Source organism: Clavibacter davisi (assembly GCF_052751415.1).
This window is the reverse complement of record NZ_CP199882.1, coordinates 1,344,131-1,368,867: the sequence shown is the minus strand read 5'-3', so window position 1 is coordinate 1,368,867 and position 24,737 is coordinate 1,344,131. Positions and strand designations below refer to the sequence as shown.

At 72.7% G+C, this 24,737-nt stretch carries 20 protein-coding genes; 12 read left to right on the top strand and 8 right to left on the bottom strand.

The features are described 5' to 3' along the window. Positions 1-93 precede the first annotated feature (93 nt). The 5 genes from ACU4ZT_RS06510 to ACU4ZT_RS06490 all read left to right on the top strand — a co-directional run bounded on the left by ACU4ZT_RS06510 (position 94) and on the right by ACU4ZT_RS06490 (position 7,969). The gene (locus ACU4ZT_RS06510) at positions 94-1,359 is read left to right on the top strand and encodes an ROK family protein (protein WP_063071221.1); all 1,266 of its coding nucleotides are present in this window, start codon (positions 94-96) and stop codon (positions 1,357-1,359) included. Between the two features lie 144 nt (positions 1,360-1,503). Further along, positions 1,504-2,892 (top strand): extracellular solute-binding protein, encoded by a 1,389-nt coding sequence (locus tag ACU4ZT_RS06505; protein ID WP_445338426.1) that lies wholly within the window; start codon positions 1,504-1,506, stop codon positions 2,890-2,892. 3 nt (positions 2,893-2,895) lie between these two features. After that, complete coding sequence (locus ACU4ZT_RS06500) at positions 2,896-3,900, top strand: carbohydrate ABC transporter permease (protein ID WP_445338424.1); 1,005 nt, start codon at positions 2,896-2,898, stop codon at positions 3,898-3,900. Between the two features lie 2 nt (positions 3,901-3,902). After that, on the top strand, positions 3,903-4,811 hold the full coding sequence (locus tag ACU4ZT_RS06495) for a carbohydrate ABC transporter permease (protein WP_442870648.1): 909 nt from the start codon (positions 3,903-3,905) through the stop codon (positions 4,809-4,811). A 131-nt stretch (positions 4,812-4,942) separates the two neighbouring features. After that, on the top strand, positions 4,943-7,969 hold the full coding sequence (locus tag ACU4ZT_RS06490; protein WP_445338422.1) for an alpha-mannosidase: 3,027 nt from the start codon (positions 4,943-4,945) through the stop codon (positions 7,967-7,969). 31 nt (positions 7,970-8,000) lie between these two features. Here the strand turns inward: ACU4ZT_RS06490 and ACU4ZT_RS06485 are convergent, their stop codons facing one another. Beyond that, entirely contained in the window at positions 8,001-8,642 is a 642-nt protein-coding gene (locus ACU4ZT_RS06485; protein ID WP_445338420.1) for a DinB family protein, read from the bottom strand. A gap of 162 nt (positions 8,643-8,804) precedes the next feature. On the opposite strand from ACU4ZT_RS06485, the gene ACU4ZT_RS06480 reads away from it, so the two are divergent. From ACU4ZT_RS06480 to ACU4ZT_RS06470, 3 genes are all read left to right on the top strand, one after another. Next, positions 8,805-9,569, top strand: coding sequence for a hypothetical protein (locus ACU4ZT_RS06480; RefSeq protein ID WP_414748091.1), 765 nt, complete (start codon positions 8,805-8,807; stop codon positions 9,567-9,569). 50 nt (positions 9,570-9,619) lie between these two features. Beyond that, positions 9,620-10,663, top strand: a complete 1,044-nt coding sequence (locus ACU4ZT_RS06475; RefSeq protein ID WP_063071216.1) for an NAD(P)-dependent alcohol dehydrogenase — start codon at positions 9,620-9,622, stop codon at positions 10,661-10,663. A gap of 234 nt (positions 10,664-10,897) precedes the next feature. Then, positions 10,898-11,995: a fatty acid desaturase family protein gene (locus tag ACU4ZT_RS06470; protein WP_063071215.1), complete on the top strand. Its 1,098-nt coding sequence runs from the start codon at positions 10,898-10,900 to the stop codon at positions 11,993-11,995. A 115-nt stretch (positions 11,996-12,110) separates the two neighbouring features. Here ACU4ZT_RS06470 and ACU4ZT_RS06465 read toward each other — a convergent pair whose 3' ends face one another. The 4 genes from ACU4ZT_RS06465 to ACU4ZT_RS06450 form a co-directional block, all read right to left on the bottom strand. Continuing rightward, positions 12,111-13,289 (bottom strand): AAA family ATPase, encoded by a 1,179-nt coding sequence (locus tag ACU4ZT_RS06465; RefSeq protein ID WP_414763242.1) that lies wholly within the window; start codon positions 13,287-13,289, stop codon positions 12,111-12,113. 46 nt (positions 13,290-13,335) lie between these two features. Then, positions 13,336-14,352: a diacylglycerol/lipid kinase family protein gene (locus ACU4ZT_RS06460; protein WP_414763241.1), complete on the bottom strand. Its 1,017-nt coding sequence runs from the start codon at positions 14,350-14,352 to the stop codon at positions 13,336-13,338. Positions 14,353-14,483: 131 nt separating this feature from the next. Continuing rightward, a complete protein-coding gene (locus tag ACU4ZT_RS06455) occupies positions 14,484-16,313 on the bottom strand; it encodes a BCCT family transporter (RefSeq protein WP_445338416.1) in 1,830 nt (609 codons plus the stop codon). A 137-nt stretch (positions 16,314-16,450) separates the two neighbouring features. Further along, on the bottom strand, positions 16,451-18,109 hold the full coding sequence (locus ACU4ZT_RS06450; RefSeq protein WP_445338414.1) for a sensor histidine kinase: 1,659 nt from the start codon (positions 18,107-18,109) through the stop codon (positions 16,451-16,453). Positions 18,110-18,438: 329 nt separating this feature from the next. On the opposite strand from ACU4ZT_RS06450, the gene ACU4ZT_RS06445 reads away from it, so the two are divergent. The 4 genes from ACU4ZT_RS06445 to ACU4ZT_RS06430 all read left to right on the top strand — a co-directional run bounded on the left by ACU4ZT_RS06445 (position 18,439) and on the right by ACU4ZT_RS06430 (position 21,480). Then, positions 18,439-18,984 (top strand): alternate-type signal peptide domain-containing protein, encoded by a 546-nt coding sequence (locus tag ACU4ZT_RS06445; protein ID WP_445338412.1) that lies wholly within the window; start codon positions 18,439-18,441, stop codon positions 18,982-18,984. Between the two features lie 150 nt (positions 18,985-19,134). Then, on the top strand, positions 19,135-19,737 hold the full coding sequence (locus ACU4ZT_RS06440; protein WP_270979391.1) for a TasA family protein: 603 nt from the start codon (positions 19,135-19,137) through the stop codon (positions 19,735-19,737). Further along, complete coding sequence (locus ACU4ZT_RS06435; RefSeq protein ID WP_414748095.1) at positions 19,734-20,645, top strand: hypothetical protein; 912 nt, start codon at positions 19,734-19,736, stop codon at positions 20,643-20,645. The genes ACU4ZT_RS06440 and ACU4ZT_RS06435 overlap by 4 nt, the downstream gene beginning before the upstream one ends. A 28-nt stretch (positions 20,646-20,673) precedes the next feature. Beyond that, positions 20,674-21,480, top strand: a complete 807-nt coding sequence (locus tag ACU4ZT_RS06430; RefSeq protein WP_063071208.1) for a signal peptidase I — start codon at positions 20,674-20,676, stop codon at positions 21,478-21,480. Here ACU4ZT_RS06430 and ACU4ZT_RS06425 read toward each other — a convergent pair whose 3' ends face one another. From ACU4ZT_RS06425 to mmsA, 3 genes are all read right to left on the bottom strand, one after another. After that, a complete protein-coding gene (locus ACU4ZT_RS06425; RefSeq protein ID WP_063071207.1) occupies positions 21,481-21,765 on the bottom strand; it encodes a hypothetical protein in 285 nt (94 codons plus the stop codon). A 119-nt stretch (positions 21,766-21,884) separates the two neighbouring features. Then, positions 21,885-23,093, bottom strand: a complete 1,209-nt coding sequence (gene mmsB / locus ACU4ZT_RS06420; RefSeq protein ID WP_063071206.1) for a multiple monosaccharide ABC transporter permease — start codon at positions 23,091-23,093, stop codon at positions 21,885-21,887. After that, positions 23,090-24,634: a multiple monosaccharide ABC transporter ATP-binding protein gene (gene mmsA, locus ACU4ZT_RS06415; protein ID WP_270979385.1), complete on the bottom strand. Its 1,545-nt coding sequence runs from the start codon at positions 24,632-24,634 to the stop codon at positions 23,090-23,092. Before mmsA ends, mmsB begins: the two co-directional genes overlap by 4 nt. Positions 24,635-24,737 lie beyond the last annotated feature (103 nt).

The window sequence follows — 24,737 nt, the reverse complement described above, 5'->3', positions numbered from 1 at the left end:
GGGGCGGCCGGCGGCCGAGCGGGTGCCGTGCATCCGGGATACTGCGGAGGGGCCCGCGTAAGGCGGGCGCGGCCGGGCGCGAGGAGGATGCCGATGCGACGCGGCACGAACCTCCCCGCCATCGGCGGCTACAACCGCACGGTCGTGCTCGACGCGATCCGACGCGCGGCCGAGGGCGCGAGCCGGTCCGAGGTCGCCGAGCGCACCGGCCTCAGCGCGCAGACCGTCACGAACGTCGCCCGCCGCCTCATCGACGAGGGTCTCGTGCGGGAGGGCGGCACCGTGATCCGCGGGCCCGGCAAGCCCCGCACCCTGCTGCACCTCGTCGCCGCCGGCCGCCTCGCGGTGGGCGTGCACGTCGACCCCGCCGTGATCACCGCGGTGCTGCTCGACCTCGAGGGCGCCGTGCTCCGGCACGCGAGCTCCCCGACGCCGTCCGCGTCGCGCCCGGACGACGTCGTCGCGCTCGTGGCCCGGCTCGTGGACGGGCTGATCCGCGACGCCGGCGTCGACCGGGCGGCGGTGCTCGGCGTGGGCATCGCGGCGCCCGGGCCCATCGACGTCGCCGAGGGCCTGGTGCTGGATCCGCCGATGCTGCCGCTCTGGCGCCACGTGCCGCTCCGCTCCGCGCTCGCCACCGCGACGGGCCTGCCCGTGCTGCTCGAGAAGGACGTGACCGCCGCGGCCGTGGCCGAGCTATGGTTCGGCGACGGCGGCCGCCGGAACCTCGCCTTCGTCTACTACGGCACCGGGTTCGGCACGGGCCTCGTGCTGGGCGGCGAGCCCGTGCGCGGCGCGAGCTCCAACGCGGGCGACGCCGGGCACATCATGGTCGCGTCGCGGGGGCGGCGGTGCACCTGCGGGCGGATCGGCTGCGTCGGCGAGCTGATCACGCCGCACGCGCTCGTCCGCCAGGCCGTGGAGGGCGGGATCCTCGCGACGGGCGACGTCTCGGGTGCCGCGCTCGCGGAGGCCGCGGCGAGCGGCGACGCGGTCGACATGCGCCTCATCGGCGAGGCGTTCCAGGCCCTGGCCGTCCGCGCCGAGGCGGAGGACGGTCCCGCCCGCCGCATCGTCGAGGCGGCGGCGCGGCACCTGGCGCGCGCCGTCGTGATCCAGGTGAACCTCCTCGACCTCGACGAGGTGGTCTGCGGCGGGCCCTTCTGGCAGCCGATCTCGCGGGTCGTGCTGGAGCTCCTGCCCGAGGAGGTGCGCCGCTCCCCCGCGCTCATCGCCAAGCACCCCGTGCGGATCGTCGAGTCGGCGATCGGCGACGACGTGGCCGCGGTGGGCGCCGCCTGCCTGGTGCTCGACAACGCCTTCTCTCCGCGGCCGTCGGCGATGCTCATCCGCCCGTAGCGCCGCCGGGTCCGGCATGGACCACCGCGCGACCGCCCGAGGATGACGCCTGATGTCTTGACATGGATTAGTCCATACGTTTGGCTAACCCTCGACGACCGGCGACGACGCCGACCGTCCGGGCCAGTGGAGCAAGGGAGCACCATGACGAATCGAACGCCGCACCGCCGGACGCGAGCGCGCATCCTCCAGATCACGGCGGCGTCCGTCGCCGCCCTCCTCCTCGCCAGCGGCTGCTCGGGCGGCGCCGGCGGCGGGGACGGGAAGACCCTCAAGGTCGCGTACCAGAAGTTCGGCACCTTCACCCAGATGGACGACCACATGAAGGAGACCGCGAAGACCTTCGAGGCAGCGAACCCCGGGATGAAGGTCGAGCTCGTGCCCATCGCCGCGCAGAACGACGACTACTTCACGAAGCTCGCGCTGATGAACCGCTCGCCCGCCACCGCCCCCGACGTCATGTACGAGGACACCTTCAAGGTCAAGTCCGACGCCGCCGCCGGCTACCTCCTCCCCCTCGACGAGCACGTGGCGAAGTGGGACGACTGGTCGAGCTTCTTCGACTCCGCGAAGCAGGCGGGCGTCGGCGAGGACGGCAAGGTCTACGGGATCCCGATGGGCACCGACACGCGGGCCCTCTGGTACAGCAAGGACCTGTTCCAGAAGGCCGGTCTGCCCGTGCCGTGGGAACCCAAGACCTGGGACGACGTGCTCGACGCGGCGAAGACCATCAAGGCGAAGCTGCCGGACGTCGTGCCGCTCAACGTCTACTCGGGCAAGCCGCAGGGCGAGGGCGCCACGATGCAGGGCTTCGAGATGCTGCACTACGGCACGCCCACGGGCACGCTCTACGACGACGGCTCGGGCAAGTGGCTCACGGGCTCGCAGGGCTTCGAGGACTCGCTCGGCTTCATCCGCGACGTCTACCAGGGCGGCGTCGGCCCGAAGCCGGAGGAGGCGCTCGACACCAACATCGCCACCATCGTCGCCGGCCAGTGGCTGCCCCAGGGCAAGCTCGCCATCGACCTCGACGGATCCTGGTTGAGCGGCACCTGGCTCGACAGCGGCACGAACCCGTGGCCCGAGTGGGACACCGTGATGGGCCAGGCGCCCATGCCCACGCAGGACGGCCAGGCACCCGGATCGGTGAGCATGTCCGGCGGCTGGACCCTCGCCGCCGGCGCGAAGACGAAGGCCCCCGACAAGGCGTTCGAGTTCATCGCCGATGCGCTCGACAAGGAGGGCTCGAAGTCGTACGACATCGCCGCCAGCCAGATCGCGGTGCGCAGCGACGTGGCCGAGGATCCCGAGTACGTCTCCTCGAACCCGACCTCCGCGTTCTTCTCCTCGCTCGTCGACACCACGCACTTCCGCCCGGCGACCACCGACTACAGCCGCATCTCCAACGCGATCACGGTCGCCATGGAGTCGGTGATGACCGGCCAGCAGACGCCCGAGGAGGCGGCCGCCGCGTACGACCAGGCCCTCGTCGGCATCGTGGGCGCCGACGGGACGCAGAAGGCCGAGGACTGACCCGTGGCCACCATCGCCCCCGTCCCGGTCGGCCCCGACGCCGACGTGCGGGGCGCCGACGGGAGGGACGCGGCCGGATCGGGCGACGGCCGGGCACCGGGCGGGCCGTCGCCCGTCCGCCCGGGACGCGCCCGTGCCCGCGCGCTCCGCACCGGCGCGCGCACGGTCCCGCTGCTCCCCGCCATCGTGCTGCTCGCCCTGTTCCTCCTCGGCCCCGTGATCTCGAGCCTCTACGGCTCCTTCACCGACGCGTCCCTCACCGGGTACGCGGCCGGTGGCGCGCGGTTCATCGGCTTCGACAACTACACCGCGCTGTTCGCGGACCCCGACTTCCCGAAGTCGGTGCTCCTCACGCTCGCGTTCGTGTTCTTCTCGGCGGTGGTCGGACAGAACGTCGTCGGCCTCGGGCTGGCGCTCCTCATGCGCCAGGGGAACCGGGTCGTGCGCGCGGTCGTCGGCACCTTCGTCATCGCCGCCTGGGTGCTGCCGGAGATCGTCGCGGCGTTCGCCGCGTACGCGTTCTTCAACGACACGGGGACGCTCAACACGATCCTCGGCTGGTTCGGGATCCAGGGCGCGAACTGGCTCTACGGGCTGCCGCTGCTGTCGGTGATCCTCGCGAACGTGTGGCGCGGATCCGCCTTCTCGATGCTCGTGTACGCCGCCGCCGTGCAGGAGGTGCCGCCGGAGATCACCGAGTCCGCCGAGGTGGACGGCGCCACCGGGTGGCAGCGGCTCGTCTTCATCACGCTGCCGGTGATCCGCCGCAGCATCTCGACGAACCTCATGCTCACCACGCTGCAGACGCTCTCGGTCTTCACCCTCATCTACGTGATGACGGGCGGCGGCCCCGGCACCAGCAGCTCGACCCTGCCGATCCTCGCCTACCAGGAGGCGTTCCAGTTCTCGCAGCTGGGCTTCGGCACCGCGATCGCGACGATCATGCTCCTCGTCGGAGCCGTGTTCAGCGCGATCTACATCAGGGCGCTCCGCCCGGAGGTGGACTGACCATGGCCGTGACCACGATGACCTCGACCTCCACCCGGCCGGCGCGCGCGAGGCGGTCGGCCCGTCCGCCGGGATCGCGCATGACCTCGCCGAGCGGCCGCGTGATGCGCGTCGTCTCGAACGCCGTGCTGGTGGTCGTCGCCCTGTGCTTCGCCGTGCCGCTCGTCTGGCTCCTGCTCGCGGCCTTCGACCCGTCGGCGACCCTGTCGGCGAAGGTCCCGAGCGAGTTCACGCTCGAGAACTTCCGCGCCGTCCTGACGCCCGAGATCTCCTTCATCCCGCTGATGAACAGCATGATCCTCTCGGGCGGCTGCGCGATCGTGACGGTGGTGGTCGCGATCCTCGCGGCGTACCCCCTGTCGCGGTACCGGATGCGGATCAACAAGCCCTTCCTCTACGGGATCCTCTTCGGGACCTGCCTCCCCATCACCGCGATGATGGTGCCCGTCTACAGCCTCTTCGTCACGCTCGACCTCATCGACTCGATCGGCGGCACGGTCTTCTTCCTCGCCGCCACGAGCCTGCCGATGGCGATCTGGATGGCGAAGAACTTCATGGACTCGGTGCCGATCTCGCTCGAGGAGGCGGCGTGGACCGACGGCGCGTCCATGTTCCGGACGCTGACCCACATCGTCGTGCCGCTCATGCGTCCGGGCATCGCGGTCGTGTCCATCTTCGTGTTCATCCAGGCGTGGGGGAACTTCTTCGTGCCCTTCATCCTGCTGCTGAGCCCGGACAAGCAGCCGGCCGCCGTGAGCATCTTCGACTTCTTCGGGCAGTACGGATCGGTCGCCTACGGCCAGCTCGCGGCGTTCTCGCTCGTGTACTCGGTGCCCGTCATCGCGCTGTACGTGCTCGTGTCGCGCACGCTCGGCGGCTCGAACGCGCTGGCGGGCGCCGTGAAGGGCTGATCGGCGGGCGGCATCCGCGTCGCCCCGCCGCCCGTGTCACCCTGCCCCACCCCGCCCCACCGGCGCGCCGTCCGCGTGCCGCCCGACCCATCCCGCCCGCGGTCCGCCGCGCCACACGACCGGAGACGACCATGCCCCCCACCACCGCGCTCGCCGAGGCCCGCATCGAGCGGTTCGTCCGCGACCGGCTCGTGCCGAACATCCACCGCCGCCGGATGCCGCTCGACGTCCACGCGTGGGACGCGCCCGGCGAGCCCGTGCCGTTCGCGGAGGCGGTGCGGCAGGAGCTCCGGCCGTTCGCGGTCGGCACGCCGTGGAGCCGCGCCTGGGGCACCACGTGGTTCCACGTCACGGGCGTCGTGCCCGGGGACGCCGATGCGGAGGGCACCGCGCTCGAGGTGGTCGTCGACCTCGGCTTCAGCGACCGGCAGCCCGGCTTCCAGGCCGAGGGGCTCGTGCACCGGCCCGACGGCCGGGTCGTGAAGGCCATCGAGCCGTACAACGGCTACGTGCCGCTGGAGGCGATCGGGGCGGGCACGGCTCCCGGCACGCGCATCGACCTCTGGATCGAGGCGGCCTCGAACCCGGACATCGGCGGCGACTCCTTCCACGGCGAGACGCCGCTCGGCGATCCCGCCACCGCGGGCGACGAGCCGATCTACCGGTTGCGCACCATGGACCTCGTCTGGCGCGACGAGGCCGTGTGGGAGCTCGACCGCGACGTGTGGACGCTGCGCGGGCTGATGGCGGAGCTGGACCCGGCGTCGTCCCGCCGGGCGGAGATCCTCGCGGCCCTCGAGCGCATGTGCGACGCGGTGGATCCCGACGACGTCGCGGGCACCGCCGCCGCCGGCCGCGAGGAGCTCCGGGCCGTGCTCGCCGCGCCCGCCCACGCGAGCGCGCACCGCGTCACCGCCGTCGGCCACGCGCACATCGACTCCGCCTGGCTCTGGCCCGTGCGCGAGACCCGCCGCAAGGTCGCGCGCACCTTCTCCAACGTGCTCGCGCTCATGGACGAGGATCCCGACTTCGTGTTCGCCGCCTCCAGCGCGCAGCAGTACGCGTGGCTGAAGGAGGACCACCCGGAGCTGTTCGAGCGCCTGCGGCAGCGCGTCGCCGAGGGCCGGTTCGTGCCGGTGGGCGGCATGTGGGTCGAGTCCGACACCAACATGCCGGGCGGCGAGGCGCTCGCGCGCCAGCTGGTGCACGGCAAGCGCTTCTTCCTCGAGGAGTTCGGGATCGACTCCCGCGAGGTGTGGCTGCCGGACTCCTTCGGCTACACGGGCGCGCTGCCGCAGATCGTGCGGGGCGCCGGCGCCGAGTACTTCTTCACGCAGAAGCAGTCGTGGAACGAGACGAACACGATGCCGCACCACACCTTCCTCTGGGAGGGGATCGACGGGAGCCGCGTCTTCACGCACTTCCCGCCGGTGGACTCCTACAACTCCGACCTGTCCGGCGAGGACCTCGCGCGCGCCGAGCGCCAGCACGCGGAGAAGGCCGTGAGCAACGCGTCGATCGTGCCGTTCGGCTGGGGCGACGGCGGCGGCGGTCCGACGCGCGAGATGGTCGCGGCCGCCCGCCGCACGCACGACCTCGAGGGATCGCCGCGCGTGACGCTCGGCACGCCGCTGTCGTTCTTCGACGCGGCCCGGGCCTCGATCCGGGACCCGCACGTGTGGTCGGGCGAGATGTACCTCGAGTTCCACCGCGGCACCTACACCTCGCAGGCGCGCACGAAGCAGGGGAACCGGCGGAGCGAGCACCTCCTGAGGGAGGCGGAGCTCTGGCTCGCGACCGCGGCCGTCCGCGACCTCGTCGCGTACCCGCACGACGAGCTCGACGCGCTGTGGCGCACGGTGCTGCTGCTGCAGTTCCACGACATCCTGCCCGGGACCTCCATCGCGTGGGTGCACCAGGAGGCCGAGCGCGAGCACGCGCGCGTGCAGGGGCGGCTGCGGGACCTGGTCGCGGAGGCCCAGGGTGCGCTCGCGGGATCGGGCGACCGGCGGATCGCCTTCAACGCGGCGCCGGTGGACGCGGACGGCGTCGGCGCGCTGGCGGCCGCCGTCGTGGTCGATGCCCCGCCTGCCGGGGCGCCCGTCCCGGAGGCCGACGGCTGGGTCATCGACAACGGACTCGTCCGGGCCCGGTTCGCCGCCGACGGCACGGTCTCCTCGCTCGTCGACGCCGCGTCCGGCCGCGAGATCGTCGCCCCCGGCCAACGCCTCGGGCTCCTGCAGCTGTTCCGCGACACCCCCAACCAGTGGGACGCGTGGGACATCGACGACGCCTACCGCCGCAACCGCACCGACCTCACCGAGGTCGAGGCCGTGCGGATCGACGGCGCGGCCCTCGTGGTCGAGCGCGCGTTCGGCTCCTCTCGCGTCACGCAGACGTGGACGCTGCCGGTCGGCGAGCCCGAGCTCCAGGTCGTCACCGACGTGGACTGGCACGAGCGGCAGAAGCTCCTCAAGCTCGCGTTCCCGCTCGACGTGCACGCCGACCGCGCCGCCTCGGAGGTGCAGTTCGGGCACGTCCAGCGCGTGACGCACGCCAACACGTCCTGGGAGACCGCGCGCTTCGAGACGGTCGCGCACCGCTGGGTGCACGTGGGCGAGCCGGGCTTCGGGGTGGCGGTGGCCAACGACGCGACCTACGGGCACGATGTGACGCGCATACCCCGGCCCGACGGCGGCAGCGCGACCCTCGTGCGCCAGTCGCTGCTGCGGGCACCCGTGTTCCCCGACCCGCACGCCGACCAGGGCCGGCACATGCTGCGCTCCGCGGTGCGCGTCGCGCTCGACGTGCTCGACGCGGCGGACGCGGGCTACCGGCTCAACCTCCCGGTGCGCGAGGTCGCGGGCGACCACGGCGTGGCGCCGCTCGTCACCTCGTCGAACGCGGCCGTCGTGATCGAGGCCGTGAAGCTCGCCGAGGACCGCTCGGGCGACCTCGTCGTGCGGCTCTACGAGGCGCGCGGCGGGCGGGAGTCGACCGTGGTGCGGGTGGATCCGTCGCTCGGCCTGGGCGCCGCCCGCCGCACCGACCTGCTCGAGCGCCCGCTCGACGGCGCCGGCGAGGACGCGGCGGGCGCGGCGATCGAGCTGACGCTCCTGCCGTTCCAGATCGCGACGCTCCGGATCGCGCGCCGCTAGCCCGGGGCCGACGCCCGGCGGGGCTGCCCGGTCAGCCGACCGGTGGCAGCCCCGCCGCCTCGCGGGCGACGCGCTCCGTCTCGGCGTGCTCGGCCCGCCAGAACGCGGCGCCCCCGTCGGGGAGGTTGCCGCTGTCGGCCCGGAGGCCCGCGGATCCGTCGACGAGCTCGCGGAGGACGTCCGCGTGCCCCGCGTGCCGGTTGAGCTCCGCGATGAGGTGCACGGCGATCCGGTGCACGGTCACCCGACCGGCCTCCCCCGGCCACCACGGCACCTGCCCGAAGGAGTCGAGGGGCAGCACGTGCAGCGTCGCCTCGGCGTGCGCGCCGACGCGCTCGGAGAGGCCCACGATGTCGGCACGCGACTCGTCGGCGGTCGCCCGCATGTCGGCGTTCGGCGGCGCGTCCTCCTCCATCCACGGCAGCTGCTCGGGGAACGGCCGGCCGAAGACGAACCCGAGGTAGCCGGCCTCGACGCCCGCGGCATGCTTCACGAGCCCGAGCAGGTTGGATCCCGTCGGCACGAGCGGACGCCGCACGTCGTGCTCCCCGAGCCCCTCGAGCTTCCAGACGAGGGCCTCGCGCGCGAGGCGGAGGTGGCGGACGAGGTCATCCCGGACGGCGTCGTCGCCGTGCTCGGACGGGCTCGCGGATGAAGGCTGCGCTGCGGTCATGCCGCGAGCATCCCAGGCACCTCCGACACGCGTCCAGGCCCCCGTCCGGCCGCAGCCCCGACCGGGATGCGCCCCGGACGGGGCACGCCCCGCGGCACGACCCGGGCCGTCTGCCCGGGAGGATGGGAGGGGCCGACGACAGGCCCGGATCGGGAGGCCCGCATGACCGCCGACGACACGACCGCCGACGACGCCGATGCCGGCGCCGATGCGACCGCCACCCGCGACGACGCGACGCCCGCCGACCCGGGCCACGGCAAGCGCGCGCTCGCCCGCATCGGCGCCCGCGCCATCGCCGCCTGGATCGCCGAGGTCGTCACCCCGCGCCGTCGCCTGGTCACGCTCGGCGTCGGGCTGCTCGCGGGGGCCGCGATGGGCCTCCTGATCCACCCCGTGCTCGCCCGCGCCGACGGTCCGGGGACCGCTCTCCCCGGGGCGATCGTCCTCGGTGCGGTGCTCGGCGCCGCGGCGGTCGCGATCCCGCTCTCCATCTGGCTCGCGCGCGCCATCCGTCGCCACCCGTCGATCGTCGGGACGCATCCGGCCTGGCGCGACGCGGCGCTCCTCGACGGAGCCGTGGACGTGCGCGGCCGCGTGTCCCTCGCCCCGGGCACCGCCGAGCGGGTGTCCACGGAGTCCCGTCGGGCCATCGCGTCCGGATCCGCCCCGGTGCCCGGCGCGGTCATGCTCAGCCTCGCCGCGCTCGTCGGGCTCCCCGTGTACGCGGTCTCGGGAGAACCCGGACCCCTGCTCTGGTTCATCCCCGTCTACCTGCTGATGTCCGCCTCGACGCTGTGGACGCAGTCCCTCGCCGCCGGACGCATGGCCCTCCTCCGCGACGCCGCCGACGCCGAGCTCGCCCTCCCCGAGGACGAGCGCACGCGGGCCCCGCACGTCGATCCCCCGCACGGCAGCCGGCTCCCCTGACGGACCGCGCACCCAGACGGTTCCCTCGCGCGGGGAATACGGTGGTGGCCATGAAGGCGCTCCAGTACACCCGCATCGGATCCCACCCCGAGGTCGTCGAGATCGAGAAGCCGTCGCCCGCGCCGGGGCAGGTCCTGCTCCGCGTCACGGCCGCCGGCGTCTGCCACTCCGACGAGTACGTGATGGGCCTCTCGGAGGAGGAGTACCGCGCCGCCGGCTACCCGCTCCCCCTCACGCTCGGCCACGAGGGCGCCGGTGTCGTCGAGGAGCTGGGCGCGGGCGTCGAGCACCTCGCCGTCGGCGACGCGGTCGCCGTCTACGGCCCGTGGGGCTGCGGCCGCTGCCACGCGTGCGCCGAAGGCCGCGAGAACCACTGCCCGAACGCCGCGGCCGAGGGGATCCAGCCCCCCGGGCTCGGTGCTCCGGGTGCGATGGCCGAGTACATGATCGTCGACGACGCGCGCCACCTCGTGCCGCTCGGCGACCTCGACCCCGTCGAGAACGTGTCCCTCACCGACGCCGGCCTCACGCCGTACCACGCGATCAAGACGTCGCTCCCGAAGCTCGGCGCCGGCACGTTCGCGGTGGTCATCGGCACGGGCGGCCTCGGCCACGTCGGCATCCAGATCCTCCGAGCGCTCAGCGGCGCGACCGTCATCGCGCTCGACGTGAACGACGAGAAGCTGGAGCTCGCCCGCCACGTGGGCGCCCATCACACCGTCATCAGCGACGCCGATGCCGCCCACGGGATCCGCGCGATCACCGGCGGCCGTGGGGTCCAGGCCGTCTTCGACTTCGTCGGCGCGACCCCCACGATGGCCACCGCGCTCGACGTCGTCGAGGTCGGCGGCGACGTGACCATCGTCGGCATCGGCGGCGGCGCCGTCGAGGTCGGCTTCGGCCGCGTGGCCTTCGACGCCGCCATCCGCGTCCCCTACTGGGGCAGCCGCTCCGAGCTGATCGAGGTGCTCGACCTCGCGCGCTCCGGCCGGGTGTCGGTCGAGACGCAGCGGTACGCGCTCGACGACGGACCTGAGGCCTACGCGGCCCTCGCGGCGGGCACCGTGCGCGGCCGCGCGGTCATCGTCCCGTAGCCGCCCAGCAGACCGTAATCCCCGGCAGGACGGGGCCCTGTCCCCCCTCGACAGCGACACGCCGTGCGCGCTGTGAGTATCCATGGTGCGACGGGCGAGTCCCTATGGGAGTGTGAGTCCTGGTTGCCCCAGATCCCGGCGCCTGCGTCGTGTCCCGCACGACGACGACCGACAGCGGCTCGCCGAGGCGGCCCGCTCCACCTGGCCGAGAGGCCACGGACGAACGAGCTGACCATGACTGACACCACCGCAGCACCCCGCATCGTGCTGACCCGCCCGAAGCGCGGCGGCGGAGCCAACCCGACCACCGAGTACTCGGGCCTCCTCAACACCGTCCGCGACGCCGGCCTCCTCAATCGCCGCGTGGGCTTCTACGTCCTGATGTTCGCCGGCATCACCGTCGCGCTCGCCGGCCTCGGCGTCGGCTTCGTCCTCCTCGGCGACAGCTGGTTCCAGCTCCTCATCGCCGCGGGCCTCGGCATCGTCTTCACCCAGTTCGCCTTCCTCGCCCACGAAGCCTCGCACCGCCAGGTGTTCGCCTCCGGCAAGGCCAACGACATCGCGGGCCGCACGCTCGCCAACCTCTTCGTCGGCATCAGCTACTCCTGGTGGATGACGAAGCACTCGCGTCACCACGCGAACCCGAACGTCATGGGCAAGGACCCGGACATCGAGCGCGACGTCATCTCCTTCACGCAGGAGGACGCGGCCCGCGCCAAGGGCCTCTACGGCTGGTTCACGCGCCACCAGGGCTACGCGTTCTTCCCGATCCTCATGTTCGAGGGCCTCAACCTCCACGTCCACGGCTTCCGCACGGTCTTCGGTCGCGGCAAGGTCGACAAGCGCTGGCTCGAGATCTCGATGCTCTCCACGCGCATCATCGCGTACCTCGCCGTCGTCTTCTTCTTCCTGCCCGTCGGCATGGCGTTCGCGTTCGTCGGCGTGCAGCTCGCGGTCTTCGGCGTGTACATGGGCGCCTCGTTCGCCCCGAACCACAAGGGCATGCCCGTCCTGCCCAAGGACTCCAAGGTCGACTTCCTCCGCCGCCAGGTGCTCACGAGCCGCAACATCAAGAGCACGTGGCTCACCGACATCTACATGGGCGGCCTCAACTACCAGATCGAGCACCACCTCTTCCCGAACATGCCGCGGCCCGCGCTCAAGCGCGCCCAGGTCATCGCGAAGGAGTACTGCGCGACGCACAACATCCCGTACACGGAGACCACGCTGCTGGCCTCGTACGGCATCGTCATCGCCTACCTCAACCGCGTCGGCCTCTCGGCCGGCGGCGACCCGTTCGACTGCCCCGCATCGGCGGCCTTCGGACGCTGATCCCGCACCACCGCACCATCCGACGCCTCCCGCTCGCGCCGCCCCCCGGGCCGCGACCGGGAGGCGTCGTCGTATCCGAGCGGGTCGCCCGGAGCGGCGTCGGCGGGAGGCGCGGCTAGCGCTTGCCCCAGTCCCACGACGGCGAGCTGAGGAGCCCCTGGCCCCGCAGCACCGTCTCGCCGAGCGGCTTCTCCAGCACGAGCTCCCCCGCCTCCGCGTGCTCCGACACGGCCGCGGCCAGCCCCGGCGCATGCGTCACCACGAGGATCTGCACGTGGCGCGACGCCTCCGCGATGAGCTCGCCGAGGGCAGGGAGCAGATCCTGGTGGAGGCTCGTCTCCGGCTCGTTGAGCACCATGAGCTCGGGCGGCTCGGTCGTGAGCAGGGCGGCCGTGAGCATGAGCATCCGGAGCGTGCCGTCCGAGAGCTCCGCGGCGTCGAGCACGCGCAGGATGCCGGGCTGCCGGAGGCCGAGCGTGAGCACGCCATCCTGCGAGCGCACCACGACGGTCGACCCGGGGAACGCCCGGTCGACCATGGCGTCGAGCGCATCCCCGCGGCCCCATTCGCGGATGGTCTGCACCGCGGCCGCGAGGTCGGATCCGTCGCTCGCGAGCACGGGCGTGCGCGTGCCGACGCGCGGCCGGCGGGCGGGCGCGTCGGCGTCGGTGCGGAGGTGGTCGTAGAAGCGCCAGCCGGTCATCCGCCGCCGCAGGATCATCGCCTCGGGGCTCGTGACCGCGTCGGCCACCTCGCTGAGCACGCTGAGGTGCGGCGGCACCAGGGCGGGCACGTGCGCCCACCCGTCGGCCTCGTCGCGGACGCGCACGTCCTGCCAGCGGCGCTCCAGCACCAGCGAGCGGTGCCGCGCGAGCGGTCCGTTGAAGATCAGCTCGCGCTTGATCTCGGGGTCGCGGCCGAACATGGTCGCCGGAAGCGCCCGCGGATCCCGCTGCGGGATGCCGAGGTCGACGAGGTAGCCCAGCTCGTCCCCGGCGAAGCCCAGCCGCAGCGCGATGGGCCCCTTGCGCGTCGTGCCCTGCACCGGGTGCTCGCCGTCGCGCACGGCGCGCGAGAAGCCCTCGGGGCCCGCCCACAGCACCGCCTCGAGCCCGCCCTCGCGGGCGAGCGCGCCGACCGCCCCGCCCTGCGCCATGTCGGCGATGAGGCGGAGCGCGCGGTAGACGTTGGACTTGCCGCTGCCGTTGGCACCCGTGACGACGTCGAGCCCGGTGAGCGGCAGCACCAGGTCCCGGACGGAGCGGTAGCCGGAGACGGCGAGGGTGCGGATCATGGCCCGACCCTCCCACGAGCCGCCGACAGGCGCATCGGGGATCGAGTCAGGAGTCCCGCGGCACGCGCACGGTGAGGCCGCCGGGCAGCACCTGGATCTTGAAGCCGATGGCGCGACCGAACGGGTCGCCGTCGAGCTCGATGTCCTCCTCCTTCTCAAGGCGGACCACCACCTCCTCGGCGGTGCGGTACTCGAGCGCGCGCACCTCCTTCTCGGGGCCCATCAGGCGGCGGCCCGCGGCGGTGCGGCGGACGACGCCGTTCTCCCACGCGACCTTGACCCAGATCTGGATCCAGCCGAACAGCCCCTCGGGGCGCATGAGCACCACGTCGAGGATGCCGTCGTCGACCGCGGCGTCCGGCAGCAGCAGGATGTTGGCCGGCAGCGACCCGCAGTTGCCGACGATGAGCGTGTGCGCGCGGCGGCGGTGCGTGCTGCGGCCGTCGAGGCGGTAGCGCAGGCGGAGCTGGTCGCGGTCGCGCAAGGCCTTGAAGATCGCGTCGACGTAGGCGAGCCAGCCGACCCTCTTCTTCAGCTCGGAGTCGGTGTTGGCGAGCATCTTCGCGTCGATGCCGACGCCCGCCATCACGACGAACACGTGCTTGTCCCGGCTCTCGTCCTCGCGCAGGATCTCGATGGCCGCGAGGTCGACCCTCCGGTCGTGGCCGGAGAACGCGGCCTCGAGCGAGTGGTCGACGTCGTTGAGCGTGAGCTTGAGGTTGCGCGCGAGCAGGTTGCCCGTGCCCGACGGCAGGAGGCCGAGCGAGACGCCGGATCCGGACATCCCCTCGGCGACCGCGCGGACCGTGCCGTCACCGCCGGCGGCGATGACCATGTCGACGTCGTGCGAGAGGGCCTCCTGCGCGGCGCCCTTGCCCGGGTCGTCCTCGCTGGTCTCGAACCAGAGGGTCTCCTCCCAGCCCGCGACGCCGGCGGCGTGCGCGACCTTGGCCTTGAGGGACGCCAGGTCGACCTTGATGGGGTTGTAGACGACGGCGGCGCGTCGGCCCGGCCCGTCGGTGGCGGCGGGCGCGGGAGCGGAGGCGGGGGTGGAGGTCGTCATCATGGTCACCCTACCGACGCGCGGACCGCACGAGGGGTCCGCGGTGCCCCCGCGGACGCCGGCTGTCCCGCAGACGACGATGCCGACCCGCGCGCGGGGCGCGGGTCGGCATCGTCGTCACGGACGGGGCGTCAGGAGCGACGCGCCTCGTCCTCGTCGCCGAGGGGCTCGCGCGTCGCGGCCTCCTCGGGATCGACCGGGTCGAGCGACAGCTGGAAGTGGTCGCCGTGCTGCTCCACGCCGTTCACGACCGCGTCGCGCATCATCTCGACCGCGACCTGGCGGCGCACGATGAGCGGATCCGTGCGCAGCTCCTTCCAGAGCGCGTAGCAGGCGACGAGCATCACGAGCACGAACGGCAGCGAGGCCACGACCGTGAGGTTCTGCAGACCCGTGAGGGCCTCCGTGCCTCCCCCGCCGATGGCGAGCATGATCGCGGCGACCGCGCCCATGACGACGCCCCAGAAGACGACGACCTTGCGGCTCGGGTGCAGCGCGCCCCGCTGGGACAGCGTCCCCATCACGATGGACGCGCTGTCGGCGCCGGACACGAAGAAGATGCCGACGAGCACCATCACGAGGACGGTGCTGACGCTCGCGAGCGGGTAGTGGTTGAGCAGCTGGAACAGCGTGTTGTCGCTGACGACGGCGCCGTCGACGGTCATGTCGCCGTCGGTCTGCTGCGCGTGGATCGCCGAGCCGCCGAAGATCGAGAACCAGATGAGGGCCACGATGCTCGGCGCGAGGAGCACGCCGACCACGAACTCGCGGATGGTGCGACCGCGGCTGATGCGCGCGATGAACATGCCGACGAACGGCGTCCACGAGATCCACCACGCCCAGTAGAAGACGCTCCAGCTGGCGAGCCAGGAGCTCATCTCGTCGCCGCCGGTGGCCGCCGTGCGCGACGCCATCTCGGTCATGTCGCCGAGGTACGCGCCGAGGGTGGCGGGGATGAGGTTGAGGATGAGGAGCGTCGGGCCGACGACGAACACGAACACGGCGAGCACGACGGCCAGCACCATGTTGATGTTGGACAGCCACTGGATGCCGCGGGCGATGCCCGAGACGGCCGAGAAGATGAACGCGATCGTCAGCACGACGATGATGCCGATGAGCAGCGGGGCCGTGGCCTCGGGCACCCAGCCGTTGAACTCGAGGCCCGCGCCGATCTGCGTGGCGCCGATGCCGAGCGAGGCCGCCGAGCCGAAGAGCGTGGCGAAGATCGCGAGCATGTCGATGACGCGTCCGGCCCAGCCCTCGGTGCGCTTCGTGCCGAGCAGCGGCTGGAAGATGGAGGAGAAGAGCTGCTTGCGGCCCTTGCGGAAGGTGCCGTAGCCGATGGCGATGCCGGCGACCGCGTAGATGGCCCAGGGGTGCAGGCCCCAGTGGAACATCGCGGTGGCCATGGCCGTGCGGATGGCGGCCTCCGACTCCGGCTGCGTGGTGCCGGGCGGCGGGGTGACGAAGTGGCTGAGCGGCTCGGCGGCGCCGAAGAACATCAGGCCGATGCCCATGCCGGCGCTGAACATCATGGCGATCCAGGAGACCGTCTTGAACTGCGGCTTCTCGTCGTCGGCGCCCAGCTTGATGCGGCCGTAGCGGCTGGCGGCGAGCCACAGGACGAAGATCACGAAGAAGCTCGCGGCGAGCACGAAGAGCCAGCCGGTCTTCTCGATGACCCAGCTCTGCGCCGCGCCCGAGATGGAGGCGAGGCCGTCGGTGCTCACGATGCCCCACACGACGAAGCCGACCGCGAGGACCGCCGTGACGCCGAAGACGAGCCTGTCGATCTTCGGGTGCTCGGGCTCGTAGAGGTCGACGGATCCGGTGAACCTGGCCTCGAGGAGGCGGTGGTCGGAGTGGTCGCGACGAGGTGGCCGGGTGCCGTCGGGGTTCGTCCGTCGCCCGGGGACGAGACGGTCGAGGAGGCGTTCTGCGGACGTGCGCGTGGAGGTCATGGAGGGGATGGGCTCCTGTGGGCTCGGGTGCGTGGGGCGTCGGCCGAGGGGGTCCCCCGATCGACCGGCCGAGTCTAGGCGGAGGCCGTGCGATCGGTCGATTCGCGATCCGGCCTTGCCATCGGCTATGGAGAGGGCTATGGCGCGGCTGGCGCGGCGTCCGGACGCGGGGTCGCGGGCAGGGTCGCGACGGCACGCGTGCCCTGCCCCAGCCGGCTGGCGATCCGCAGCGTCCCGCCGTGCGCCGTGACCGTGCGCTCGGCGATCGAGAGGCCGAGCCCGAGGCCGGGGACGGCTCCGTCGCGCGCGGACTGCGCCCGGAAGAAGCGGTCGACGACGTGGCGCTGGTCCTCCTCGCTGATGCCGACGCCCGTGTCGGCCACCGCGACCACGACGCCGTCGCCCTCGCGCTCGAGCGTCACGTCCACCCGGCCGGACGGCGTGTAGGTGAGGGCGTTGGAGACGAGCGCCTCCACGACCTGGGCGAGGCGGCCGGCGTCCCCGTCGACGACGACGCCCGGCGCGACGCGGGACGCGAGCGCGAGCCCGCGCTCCTCGGCGCGGGAGGCGGCCGCGTCGACCGCGGCCTGCACGAGGGCGGACAGGTCGACCGGACCCCGGACGAGCGCCGGCGCGTGGTCGGCGCCCGCGAGGAGCGAGCCGATGATGGTGGAGAGCTGGTCGACGTTCCGCTGGATCACGGCGACCTCCGCCGCGATGCCGAGCTCGGCCGGGTCGTGCAGCTCGTCGAGCAGGTCGAGGTAGCCGACGATCGAGGTCAGCGGCGTCCGCAGCTCGTGCGAGACCGTGGCGAGGAACTCGTCGCGCACCTGCACGGCCTGCGCGAGGTCGGTCACGTCGTAGGCGCCGAGCACGGTGCCGGAGAGGCGCCCGTCGCGGCGGCCGATGGCGCGCACCGAGAGGACGAGGGCGCGCTGGTTGCCCGGCTCCCCCACCCAGTAGACGGGACCGTGCACCTTGTCGGCGTACAGCGCCTCCATGAGGACGCGGCCGTCGCGGGCGACGGGCGTGACGCGGTCGGATCCGTAGACGTGGCCGGCCTTCCCCGTCACGTGGTCGTAGCCCGCGAGGTCGAGCAGCGAGCGGACGGCGGCGTTGCGGACGACGGGGCGGTCGTCGGCGTCGAAGAACACGATGCCGACGTCGACCGCGTCCGCCACGTCGCGGATCAACGCGGTCTGCTCGCGCGACTCGTCGAGGAGGCGCACCTGGGTGGCCGTCGCCGCTGCGAGGTCCCGGCGCGAGCGGCGCTGCAGCGCGGCCGCCTGCGCCGCCGCCCCGACCAGGAGCGCGGTGAGGAGGGGCGTGCCCACGAGGTCGGCCCATCCGGCCGGGGTGCCCGGCAGCCCGCCGTCGCGCACGAGCGGGAGCGCCGAGATGGCGACGGCGCCGCCCACGGCGACCCACACGCCGCCCGACGGGAACGCGAAGACGAGCCAGAGGAGGGGGAAGATCACGAGCAGGGCGGCGGACGGGATCGACGCGGCCGTGGCGTCCCGGATCACCGCGACGGCCAGCAGGTCGAGCGCGGGGACGATGATGAGGAGCCGCGCGGGCAGGACGCCCACGACGTGCAGCACCGCGAGGACGGTCGCGACGCCCACGAGGGCGAGGGCGCCGAGGAAGCCGGGATCCCGCTCGATGCTCGGCTCGACCACCGCGACGATGACCGCGACGATGGCGCAGCTCACGAGGAACGGCAGCTGCGCGCGGGAGAACCCGGAGGGGCGCACGGCGTCGGCGCCGCCGGTCCGGGTCGCGTCGGGAGACACCATGCGCTGCCCTCCCGTACCGGCCGTCGAAGCACGCCGTCGCCCGAGCCTAGACCGGCGGGGCCCCCGGCGGATCCGCGCGACCACGGGGATCCACCGGCTTGAGGGAACGCCGGGTCGGGCTTGCGGCAAAGCTCGGGGTCTCTTGCGCATTGCCAGCGGGTGGCTTGAGGCCGGCCCGTCAGAGTGGAGCACGTCGAAGGAACACCGGTCGGCACCACGAGGACGCAGTCGCTGCGACCCGATCGGACCGGAGACGACCGGCGGGACACCCACCCGCCGCCTCCCCCACAGCTTGCGCGGCACACCGCGTACGAGAACAGGAATCCCCCATGAACAAGATCGTCTCGAGCGCCGTCGCCGGTGCCGCCGGAATCGTCCTCCTCCTCGGCGGCGCGGGCAGCTTCGCGCTGTGGAACGCCAACGCCACGGTCGCCGCCTCGAGCGTCTCGTCGGGCAACCTGGCCCTCTCGGCCGACACCGCGGGCGTCTGGACCGACATCACCAACGGCGGCAGCAAGGTCATCGACCCGGCCACGTACCGCATCGTCCCCGGCAACGTCCTCCAGTACACGAGCGCCCTCACGGTCACCGCGACCGGCGACTCGCTCTCCGCCGACCTCACGTACGACCCCATGTCCATCTCGGGCGACGCAGCGCTCAAGCAGGCCGTCACCACGAAGCTGGCCGTCACGTCGAACGACGCGAGCATCACCGCCGGCTCCGCCGCGAACACCTTCACGGTCAAGCCCTCCACGACCGCCTCCAAGGTGAACGTGGTCCTCACGGTCTCGTTCCCCTCCTCCGCGACCACGGGCCAGAACGGCACGCTCTCCTTCGACAAGCTGGCGTTCACGCTCACGCAGCGCACCGTCTAGCCCCCGACTCCCCTCTCCGCGGTGACGTCACCCGCGGGGAGGGGGCTCCACCCGGGCGCGGCCGTACCCGACGGCCGCGCCCCGCAGCACCGCATCCCCCGCATCACCGCAGCACCGCACCGCCGGACGACGACCAGGAACGAGGACGACATGAGCAGGAAGCGCGCATCCGCCCCGCGTCCCGCCCACGGCCGTCGCTCCGCCCGCCCCTCGCGCGTCAGCCCCCTCCGCGCCGCCTGGCTCACCACCGGCCTCCTCACCGCCGTCGTCGTCGCCTCCCTCGCCGCCACCGGCGGCAGCTACGCCCTCTGGAACGGCGCGGCGAGCGCCCACCCGTCGAGCGTCACGAGCGGATCGAGCGGCCTCGTCATCACCCAGCAGACCGCCCTCGACGCGACGCAGCTCCTCCCCGGCCAGGGCACCGTCGGCGCCTTCACCGCGAAGAACACCGGCACGGTAGCCTTGGACGTGGCCATCTCCACGCGAGGCACCTCGTCGAACAGCGCCTTCCCCGGCGAGCTGTCGCTGCGCCTCGGACCGGTCGCGTCCGTCGCCGACTGCGTGCACGGCGCCACGACCTTCTCCGGCCGTCCCGGCGCGCTGCACACGCCCAGCGGGTTCGTCCGCATCCAGCCCGGCGCCTCCTCCGTCGTCTGCACCGAGGTCGTCCTCGACAAGGACGCGCCGCAGTCCGTGCAGGGATCCACCGCCCAGCTCGCGTTCGACGTCACGGGCACGCAGGTCGCCCCGTGAGCCGCGCTCCCACGCGTCGGCCCGTCAGCCGCCTGCACGCCGCCCTCCTGGTCGGCGTCACCGTCGTCCTCCTGGGCAGCGGCGGCACCGCCGTCCACGCGCTCTGGGCCTCCAGCGTCACGGCGTCGTCCACCGTCCACGCCGCCACCGTGTCCGTCACGAGCACGGGCTTCGACCAGCTCTCCGGAGCGGTGAGCTCGAGCAGCCCGAGCCGCACCGCCACGGTCGTCGTGAAGAACACGGGCAGCGTCCAGAGCCCGTGGACCGGCACCGTCTCGGCCTCCGCCTCCTCGGGCGCCGACCGCACGCTCGCCGGCGGCACGAAGGTCGTCGCATGGAGCACCACCGCATCGAGCTGCTCCGCCACCAGCTCCGTCGGCTCCGGCTCCGTGTCCGGCACCTGGGCCGCCCCGCCCACGATCTCCGGGACGCTCGCCGGCGGAGCGCACTCCACGTGGTGCGTGCGCACGACCGCGTCGGGCTTCCCCACGAGCGGATCCGCCGCCGTCACGGGCACGCTCGGCGTGGTCCTCGGCTCCGGCACCTGGACGGGACGCGCGTCCACCTCGGCCACGCAGACCGCCGCCGGCCCGGCCGTCACGGGCGGGTTCGCCTGCACCCCGCAGGACGGCAACTGGTACGTCGTCGTCGGCTGGGACACGTCGGTCGCCTCCCTCGACTCCAACTACAACGTGATGGTCAACGGCACCCGCATCGCCACCTCGAACGGCTACTACGGCAAGGCGTCCATCAGCGGCTCCGAGGTGCCCCCCACCCTCGCGGCCGACGGGACCGTCCACGTCTCCGTCGACCTCCTCGACGCGAACAACCAGGTCGTGCGCCAGGTCGCCGACGGCACCGTCGTCGCCTTCACGCAGAGCAACGCGCGCAGCTTCCGCTGCTCCTGATCCCCGCCCCGACACGGACCACACGCACATGCCCCGCATCCTCCCCCGCCGTCGCGTCGACGGACGGCACGCGGTCGCCGGCGCCCGACCCGCCGACGACCTGGCCCCGGTCGAGCTGGAGGAGGGCACGACGCCGCGTCGCGCTCTCCCCCGGCTGCTGCGATCGGCAGCCGTGGGGGTCAGCGTCGGGATCCTGCTGCTCGTCATCGCGCTCGCGGGCGTGCTGCTCGTGGTGCCGAAGGTCTCGGGAGCCGTGCCGCTCACGATCCTCACGCAGTCGATGGAGCCGCGCCTCCCCCCGGGCACCCTCATCGTGGTGCGGCCGGTCGACACGGACGCGCTGGAGGTGGGCGATGTGGCGACCTACCAGATCCGGTCCGGCGATCCCGCGGTCATCACGCACCGCATCGCCGCCATCTCCTCCGCCTCCGACGGCACGCGCTCCTTCACCTTCAAGGGCGACAACAACGCATCGCCCGACTCGCTGCCGGTCACGCCGGCGCAGATCCAGGGCGAGCTCTGGTACTCGGTGCCGCTCGTGGGCTGGGCGAACCAGGCGGTCAACGGGCAGGCCCGCAGCTGGATCATCCCGGCCGCCGCGGTCGCGCTCCTCGCCTACTCCGGCGTCACCATCACGGTCGCGGCCGTGCAGACGCGACGGAGGCGCCGGGCGTCGGCCGCGGCCGACGTGAGGGCCGAGGGCGACCACGTGCACTCCGACGCGATGTCCGAGGGCGTCGCCGCGGCGGCGCTCGCCGACCCGTCGCACCCGGGCGTCGACGCGCCCGCCCCGGCCGGCGCGGCGCAGCGCCCGCGCGGTCGCCACCGCGGCTAATCAGACGAAGCGGTTCTCGGGCCCCTCGTCGAAGAGGAGGACCGGCCGGCCGGCCTCCTCACGCTCGACCACCAGCATCCAGTTCCGTCCGGAGGGCAGGCGTCCGCGCCGCAGCTTCGCCGGCGACGGGACCCGCTCGAGGACGCCGTCGGGGAGCGGGCAACCGACGCCCCGGGTCTCCGGGAGATGCGCGCCGGAGCACCACGCGATGCGCCACGCGCACCCCAGGGCCAGCCGGGCCGCCACCTCGTCGCGCGACAGCGCGTCGTGCGGTCCGTGTCCCATGCGCCGAGCCTGGTGGTGCGAGCGGTCCCGGCGGGCGATCGCTCCCCATGCCGGACGGACGACGGCCCGGCCGCTCCCTGCGAGGGGATCGGCCGGGCCGAGAGTCGCGACGCCGCGGGTCAGCGCCCGGAGCGCCGCTTGCTGTAGACGTCGAAGGCGACCGCGAGGAGCAGCACCAGGCCCTTGATGACCTGCTGCCACGCCGCGTCCACCGACAGGATCGACAGGCCCTGGTTGAGCACGCCCATCACGAGGCCGCCGATGACCGCGCCGACCACCGTGCCGACACCGCCCTGCACGGCCGCGCCGCCGATGAACACCGCGGCGATCGCGTCGAGCTCGAAGCTCTGGCCGGCCGAGGCCACCGCGGATCCGGCGCGCGCCGTGCTCACGACGCCCGCGAGCCCGGCGAGCAGGCCCATGTTCACGAAGATGAAGAAGTTGACCCACTGCGTCTTGACGCCGGACATCATCGCCGCGAACAGGTTGCCGCCCATCGCGTACACGTGCCGCCCGAACACCGTCCGGGTCAGGAGGAACGAGTACAGCAGCACGAGCGTCGCCAGGATGATGAGGATGATCGGCGTCCCGCGGTTGTAGGCCAGCAGATAGCAGAGGTACATGATCGCGAACACGGCGATGGCGGTGCGGATCCAGAAGGAGATCGCCCGCTCGCGCGGCAGCTCGAGCTTGCGGAGCGTCGCGCGGGTGCGCAGCTGCTGCACCACGAGCGCGATCGAGACGAGCGCGCCGATGCCGAGCGTGATGAGGTCGGGCGCGCCCGTGGTCGGCAGGTTGCCGGAGCCGATGGAGTTGAACTCGGCAGGCAGGCCCGAGATCGTGCCGCCCGTGAGGAGCACGAGCGCGACACCGCGGAACACGAGCATGCCCGCGAGCGTGACGATGAACGCCGGGATCCCCACGAACGCCACCCAGAAGCCCTGCCACGCGCCGATCAGCGCGCCGACCACGAGCGACAGCACCACCGCGGTCCCCCACGGCAGCCCCCACTCGTTCATGCTGAGCGCGGCCACGGCGCCGACCGTCGCGACCACCGAGCCCACCGACAGGTCGATGTGGCCCGCGATGATCACGATCACCATGCCCATCGCGAGGATCAGCACGTACGCGTTCTGCTGGATGAGGTTCGCGACGTTGCCCGGGTACAGCAGCCGCCCCTCGGTGAGGATCTGGAACAGCAGGATGATGACGGCCAGCGCCGCGAGGATCCCGTACTGGCGGAGGTCGATGCGCCGGCGCGGGCGCTTCTTCACCCCGTCCGGGGTGGGGACGTTCGGCGAGGTGGCCTGCTCGGGCATGACGGTCACTGGTCGACTCCTGACTTCCGGCTGGCGGTCATGTGCCGCATCAGCTCCTCCTGGGTCGCGTCGGCCCGGGTGACCTCCGCGGTGAGCCGCCCCTCCGCGATCGTGTAGATCCGGTCGGAGAGGCCGATGAGCTCCGGCAGCTCGGAGGAGATGACGATGACCGCCTTCCCCTCGGCCGCGAGCTGGTTGATGATGCCGTAGATCTCGTACTTCGCCCCCACGTCGATGCCGCGCGTGGGCTCGTCGAGGATGAGGACGTCGGGACCCGAGTAGATCCACTTGCTGAGGACGACCTTCTGCTGGTTGCCGCCGGACAGCTTGCCGACCACCCCCGAGACGTCGGGCGTCTTGATGTTCATGCGCTTGCGGTAGTCGTCCGCGACCGCGTACTCGCGGTGCCGGTCGATGACGCCGAGCCGCACCAGCTTGGAGAGCGCCGCGGCCGAGACGTTCACCGTGATGCTGCCGATGAGGTTCAGCCCGTAGCGCTTGCGGTCCTCGGTCGCGTAGGCGATGCCGTTGCGGATCGCCTCGCTCACGGTCCGGGTGCGGATCTCCTTCCCGTCCTTATAGATCCGGCCGGTGATGCCGGTGCCGTACGAGCGCCCGAAGATGCTCATGGCGAGCTCGGTGCGGCCCGCGCCCATGAGGCCGGCGAACCCGACGACCTCGCCCGCGCGGACCGTGAACGACGCGTCGTCGACGACGACGCGGTCGACGTCCACCGGGTGGTGAACGGTCCAGTTCTCCACCCGCAGCTTCTCCGCGCCGATGTGCGGGTCGCGCGGCGGGAACTGCGCGTCGAGCGGGCGGCCCACCATCGCGCGGATGATGCGCGTCTCGATGTCGTCGGAGTCCGTCACCGGGAACGACTCGATCGTCCTCCCGTCGCGGATCACGGTGACGTCGTCGGCGATCGCCCGGATCTCGTTGAGCTTGTGGCTGATGATGATGCTCGTGATGCCCTGGTCGCGCAGCTGGCCGATGAGGCCGAGCAGGTGCGCCGAGTCGTCGTCGTTGAGCGCGGCGGTCGGCTCGTCGAGGATCAGCAGCTTCACCTCCTTGGAGAGCGCCTTCGCGATCTCCACGAGCTGCTGCTTGCCGACGCCCAGCTCGAGCACGCGCGTCGCCGGGTTCTCGTCGAGCCCCACGCGCCTCAGCAGCTTGACCGCCTCGAGGTTGGTGCGGTTCCAGTCGATGACCCCGCCGCGCGACATCTCGTTGCCGAGGAAGATGTTCTCCGCGATGGAGAGGTAGGGGCTGAGCGCGAGCTCCTGGTGGATGATCACCACGCCGTCGCGCTCGCTGTCGTTGATGGATCCGTAGCGGACCTCGCGGCCGTCGATCGTGATGGTGCCCTCGTACGATCCGTGCGGGTAGACGCCGCTGAGCACCTTCATCAGCGTCGACTTGCCCGCGCCGTTCTCGCCGCAGATCGCGTGCACCTGGCCGCGGCGCACGGTGACGTCCACGCCGTCGAGCGCGCGGACGCCGGTGAACTCCTTGACGATGCCGGTCATCTGGAGGATGACGTCGTTCATTCCTGGCTCCTGGTTCCCGTTCGGGTCGGTGGCGCGCGCCGGGAGGCGGGCGCCGGGTGGAGACGGTGACGCGGCCGACGGGCGCCCGGCGTGCTGCCGGGCG

Excerpts from the sequence above, each read along its gene's own strand:
- ACU4ZT_RS06510 (WP_063071221.1), top strand. The coding sequence starts at position 94 with ATGCGACGCGGCACGAACCTCCCCGCCATCGGCGGCTACAACCGCACG.
- ACU4ZT_RS06505 (WP_445338426.1), top strand. The coding sequence starts at position 1,504 with ATGACGAATCGAACGCCGCACCGCCGGACGCGAGCGCGCATCCTCCAG.
- ACU4ZT_RS06495 (WP_442870648.1), top strand. The coding sequence starts at position 3,903 with ATGGCCGTGACCACGATGACCTCGACCTCCACCCGGCCGGCGCGCGCG.
- ACU4ZT_RS06490 (WP_445338422.1), top strand. The coding sequence starts at position 4,943 with ATGCCCCCCACCACCGCGCTCGCCGAGGCCCGCATCGAGCGGTTCGTC.
- ACU4ZT_RS06485 (WP_445338420.1), bottom strand. The coding sequence starts at position 8,642 with ATGACCGCAGCGCAGCCTTCATCCGCGAGCCCGTCCGAGCACGGCGAC.
- ACU4ZT_RS06480 (WP_414748091.1), top strand. The coding sequence starts at position 8,805 with ATGACCGCCGACGACACGACCGCCGACGACGCCGATGCCGGCGCCGAT.
- ACU4ZT_RS06475 (WP_063071216.1), top strand. The coding sequence starts at position 9,620 with ATGAAGGCGCTCCAGTACACCCGCATCGGATCCCACCCCGAGGTCGTC.
- ACU4ZT_RS06470 (WP_063071215.1), top strand. The coding sequence starts at position 10,898 with ATGACTGACACCACCGCAGCACCCCGCATCGTGCTGACCCGCCCGAAG.
- ACU4ZT_RS06465 (WP_414763242.1), bottom strand. The coding sequence starts at position 13,289 with ATGATCCGCACCCTCGCCGTCTCCGGCTACCGCTCCGTCCGGGACCTG.
- ACU4ZT_RS06460 (WP_414763241.1), bottom strand. The coding sequence starts at position 14,352 with ATGACGACCTCCACCCCCGCCTCCGCTCCCGCGCCCGCCGCCACCGAC.
- ACU4ZT_RS06455 (WP_445338416.1), bottom strand. The coding sequence starts at position 16,313 with ATGACCTCCACGCGCACGTCCGCAGAACGCCTCCTCGACCGTCTCGTC.
- ACU4ZT_RS06450 (WP_445338414.1), bottom strand. The coding sequence starts at position 18,109 with ATGGTGTCTCCCGACGCGACCCGGACCGGCGGCGCCGACGCCGTGCGC.
- ACU4ZT_RS06445 (WP_445338412.1), top strand. The coding sequence starts at position 18,439 with ATGAACAAGATCGTCTCGAGCGCCGTCGCCGGTGCCGCCGGAATCGTC.
- ACU4ZT_RS06440 (WP_270979391.1), top strand. The coding sequence starts at position 19,135 with ATGAGCAGGAAGCGCGCATCCGCCCCGCGTCCCGCCCACGGCCGTCGC.
- ACU4ZT_RS06430 (WP_063071208.1), top strand. The coding sequence starts at position 20,674 with ATGCCCCGCATCCTCCCCCGCCGTCGCGTCGACGGACGGCACGCGGTC.
- ACU4ZT_RS06425 (WP_063071207.1), bottom strand. The coding sequence starts at position 21,765 with ATGGGACACGGACCGCACGACGCGCTGTCGCGCGACGAGGTGGCGGCC.
- mmsA (WP_270979385.1), bottom strand. The coding sequence starts at position 24,634 with ATGAACGACGTCATCCTCCAGATGACCGGCATCGTCAAGGAGTTCACC.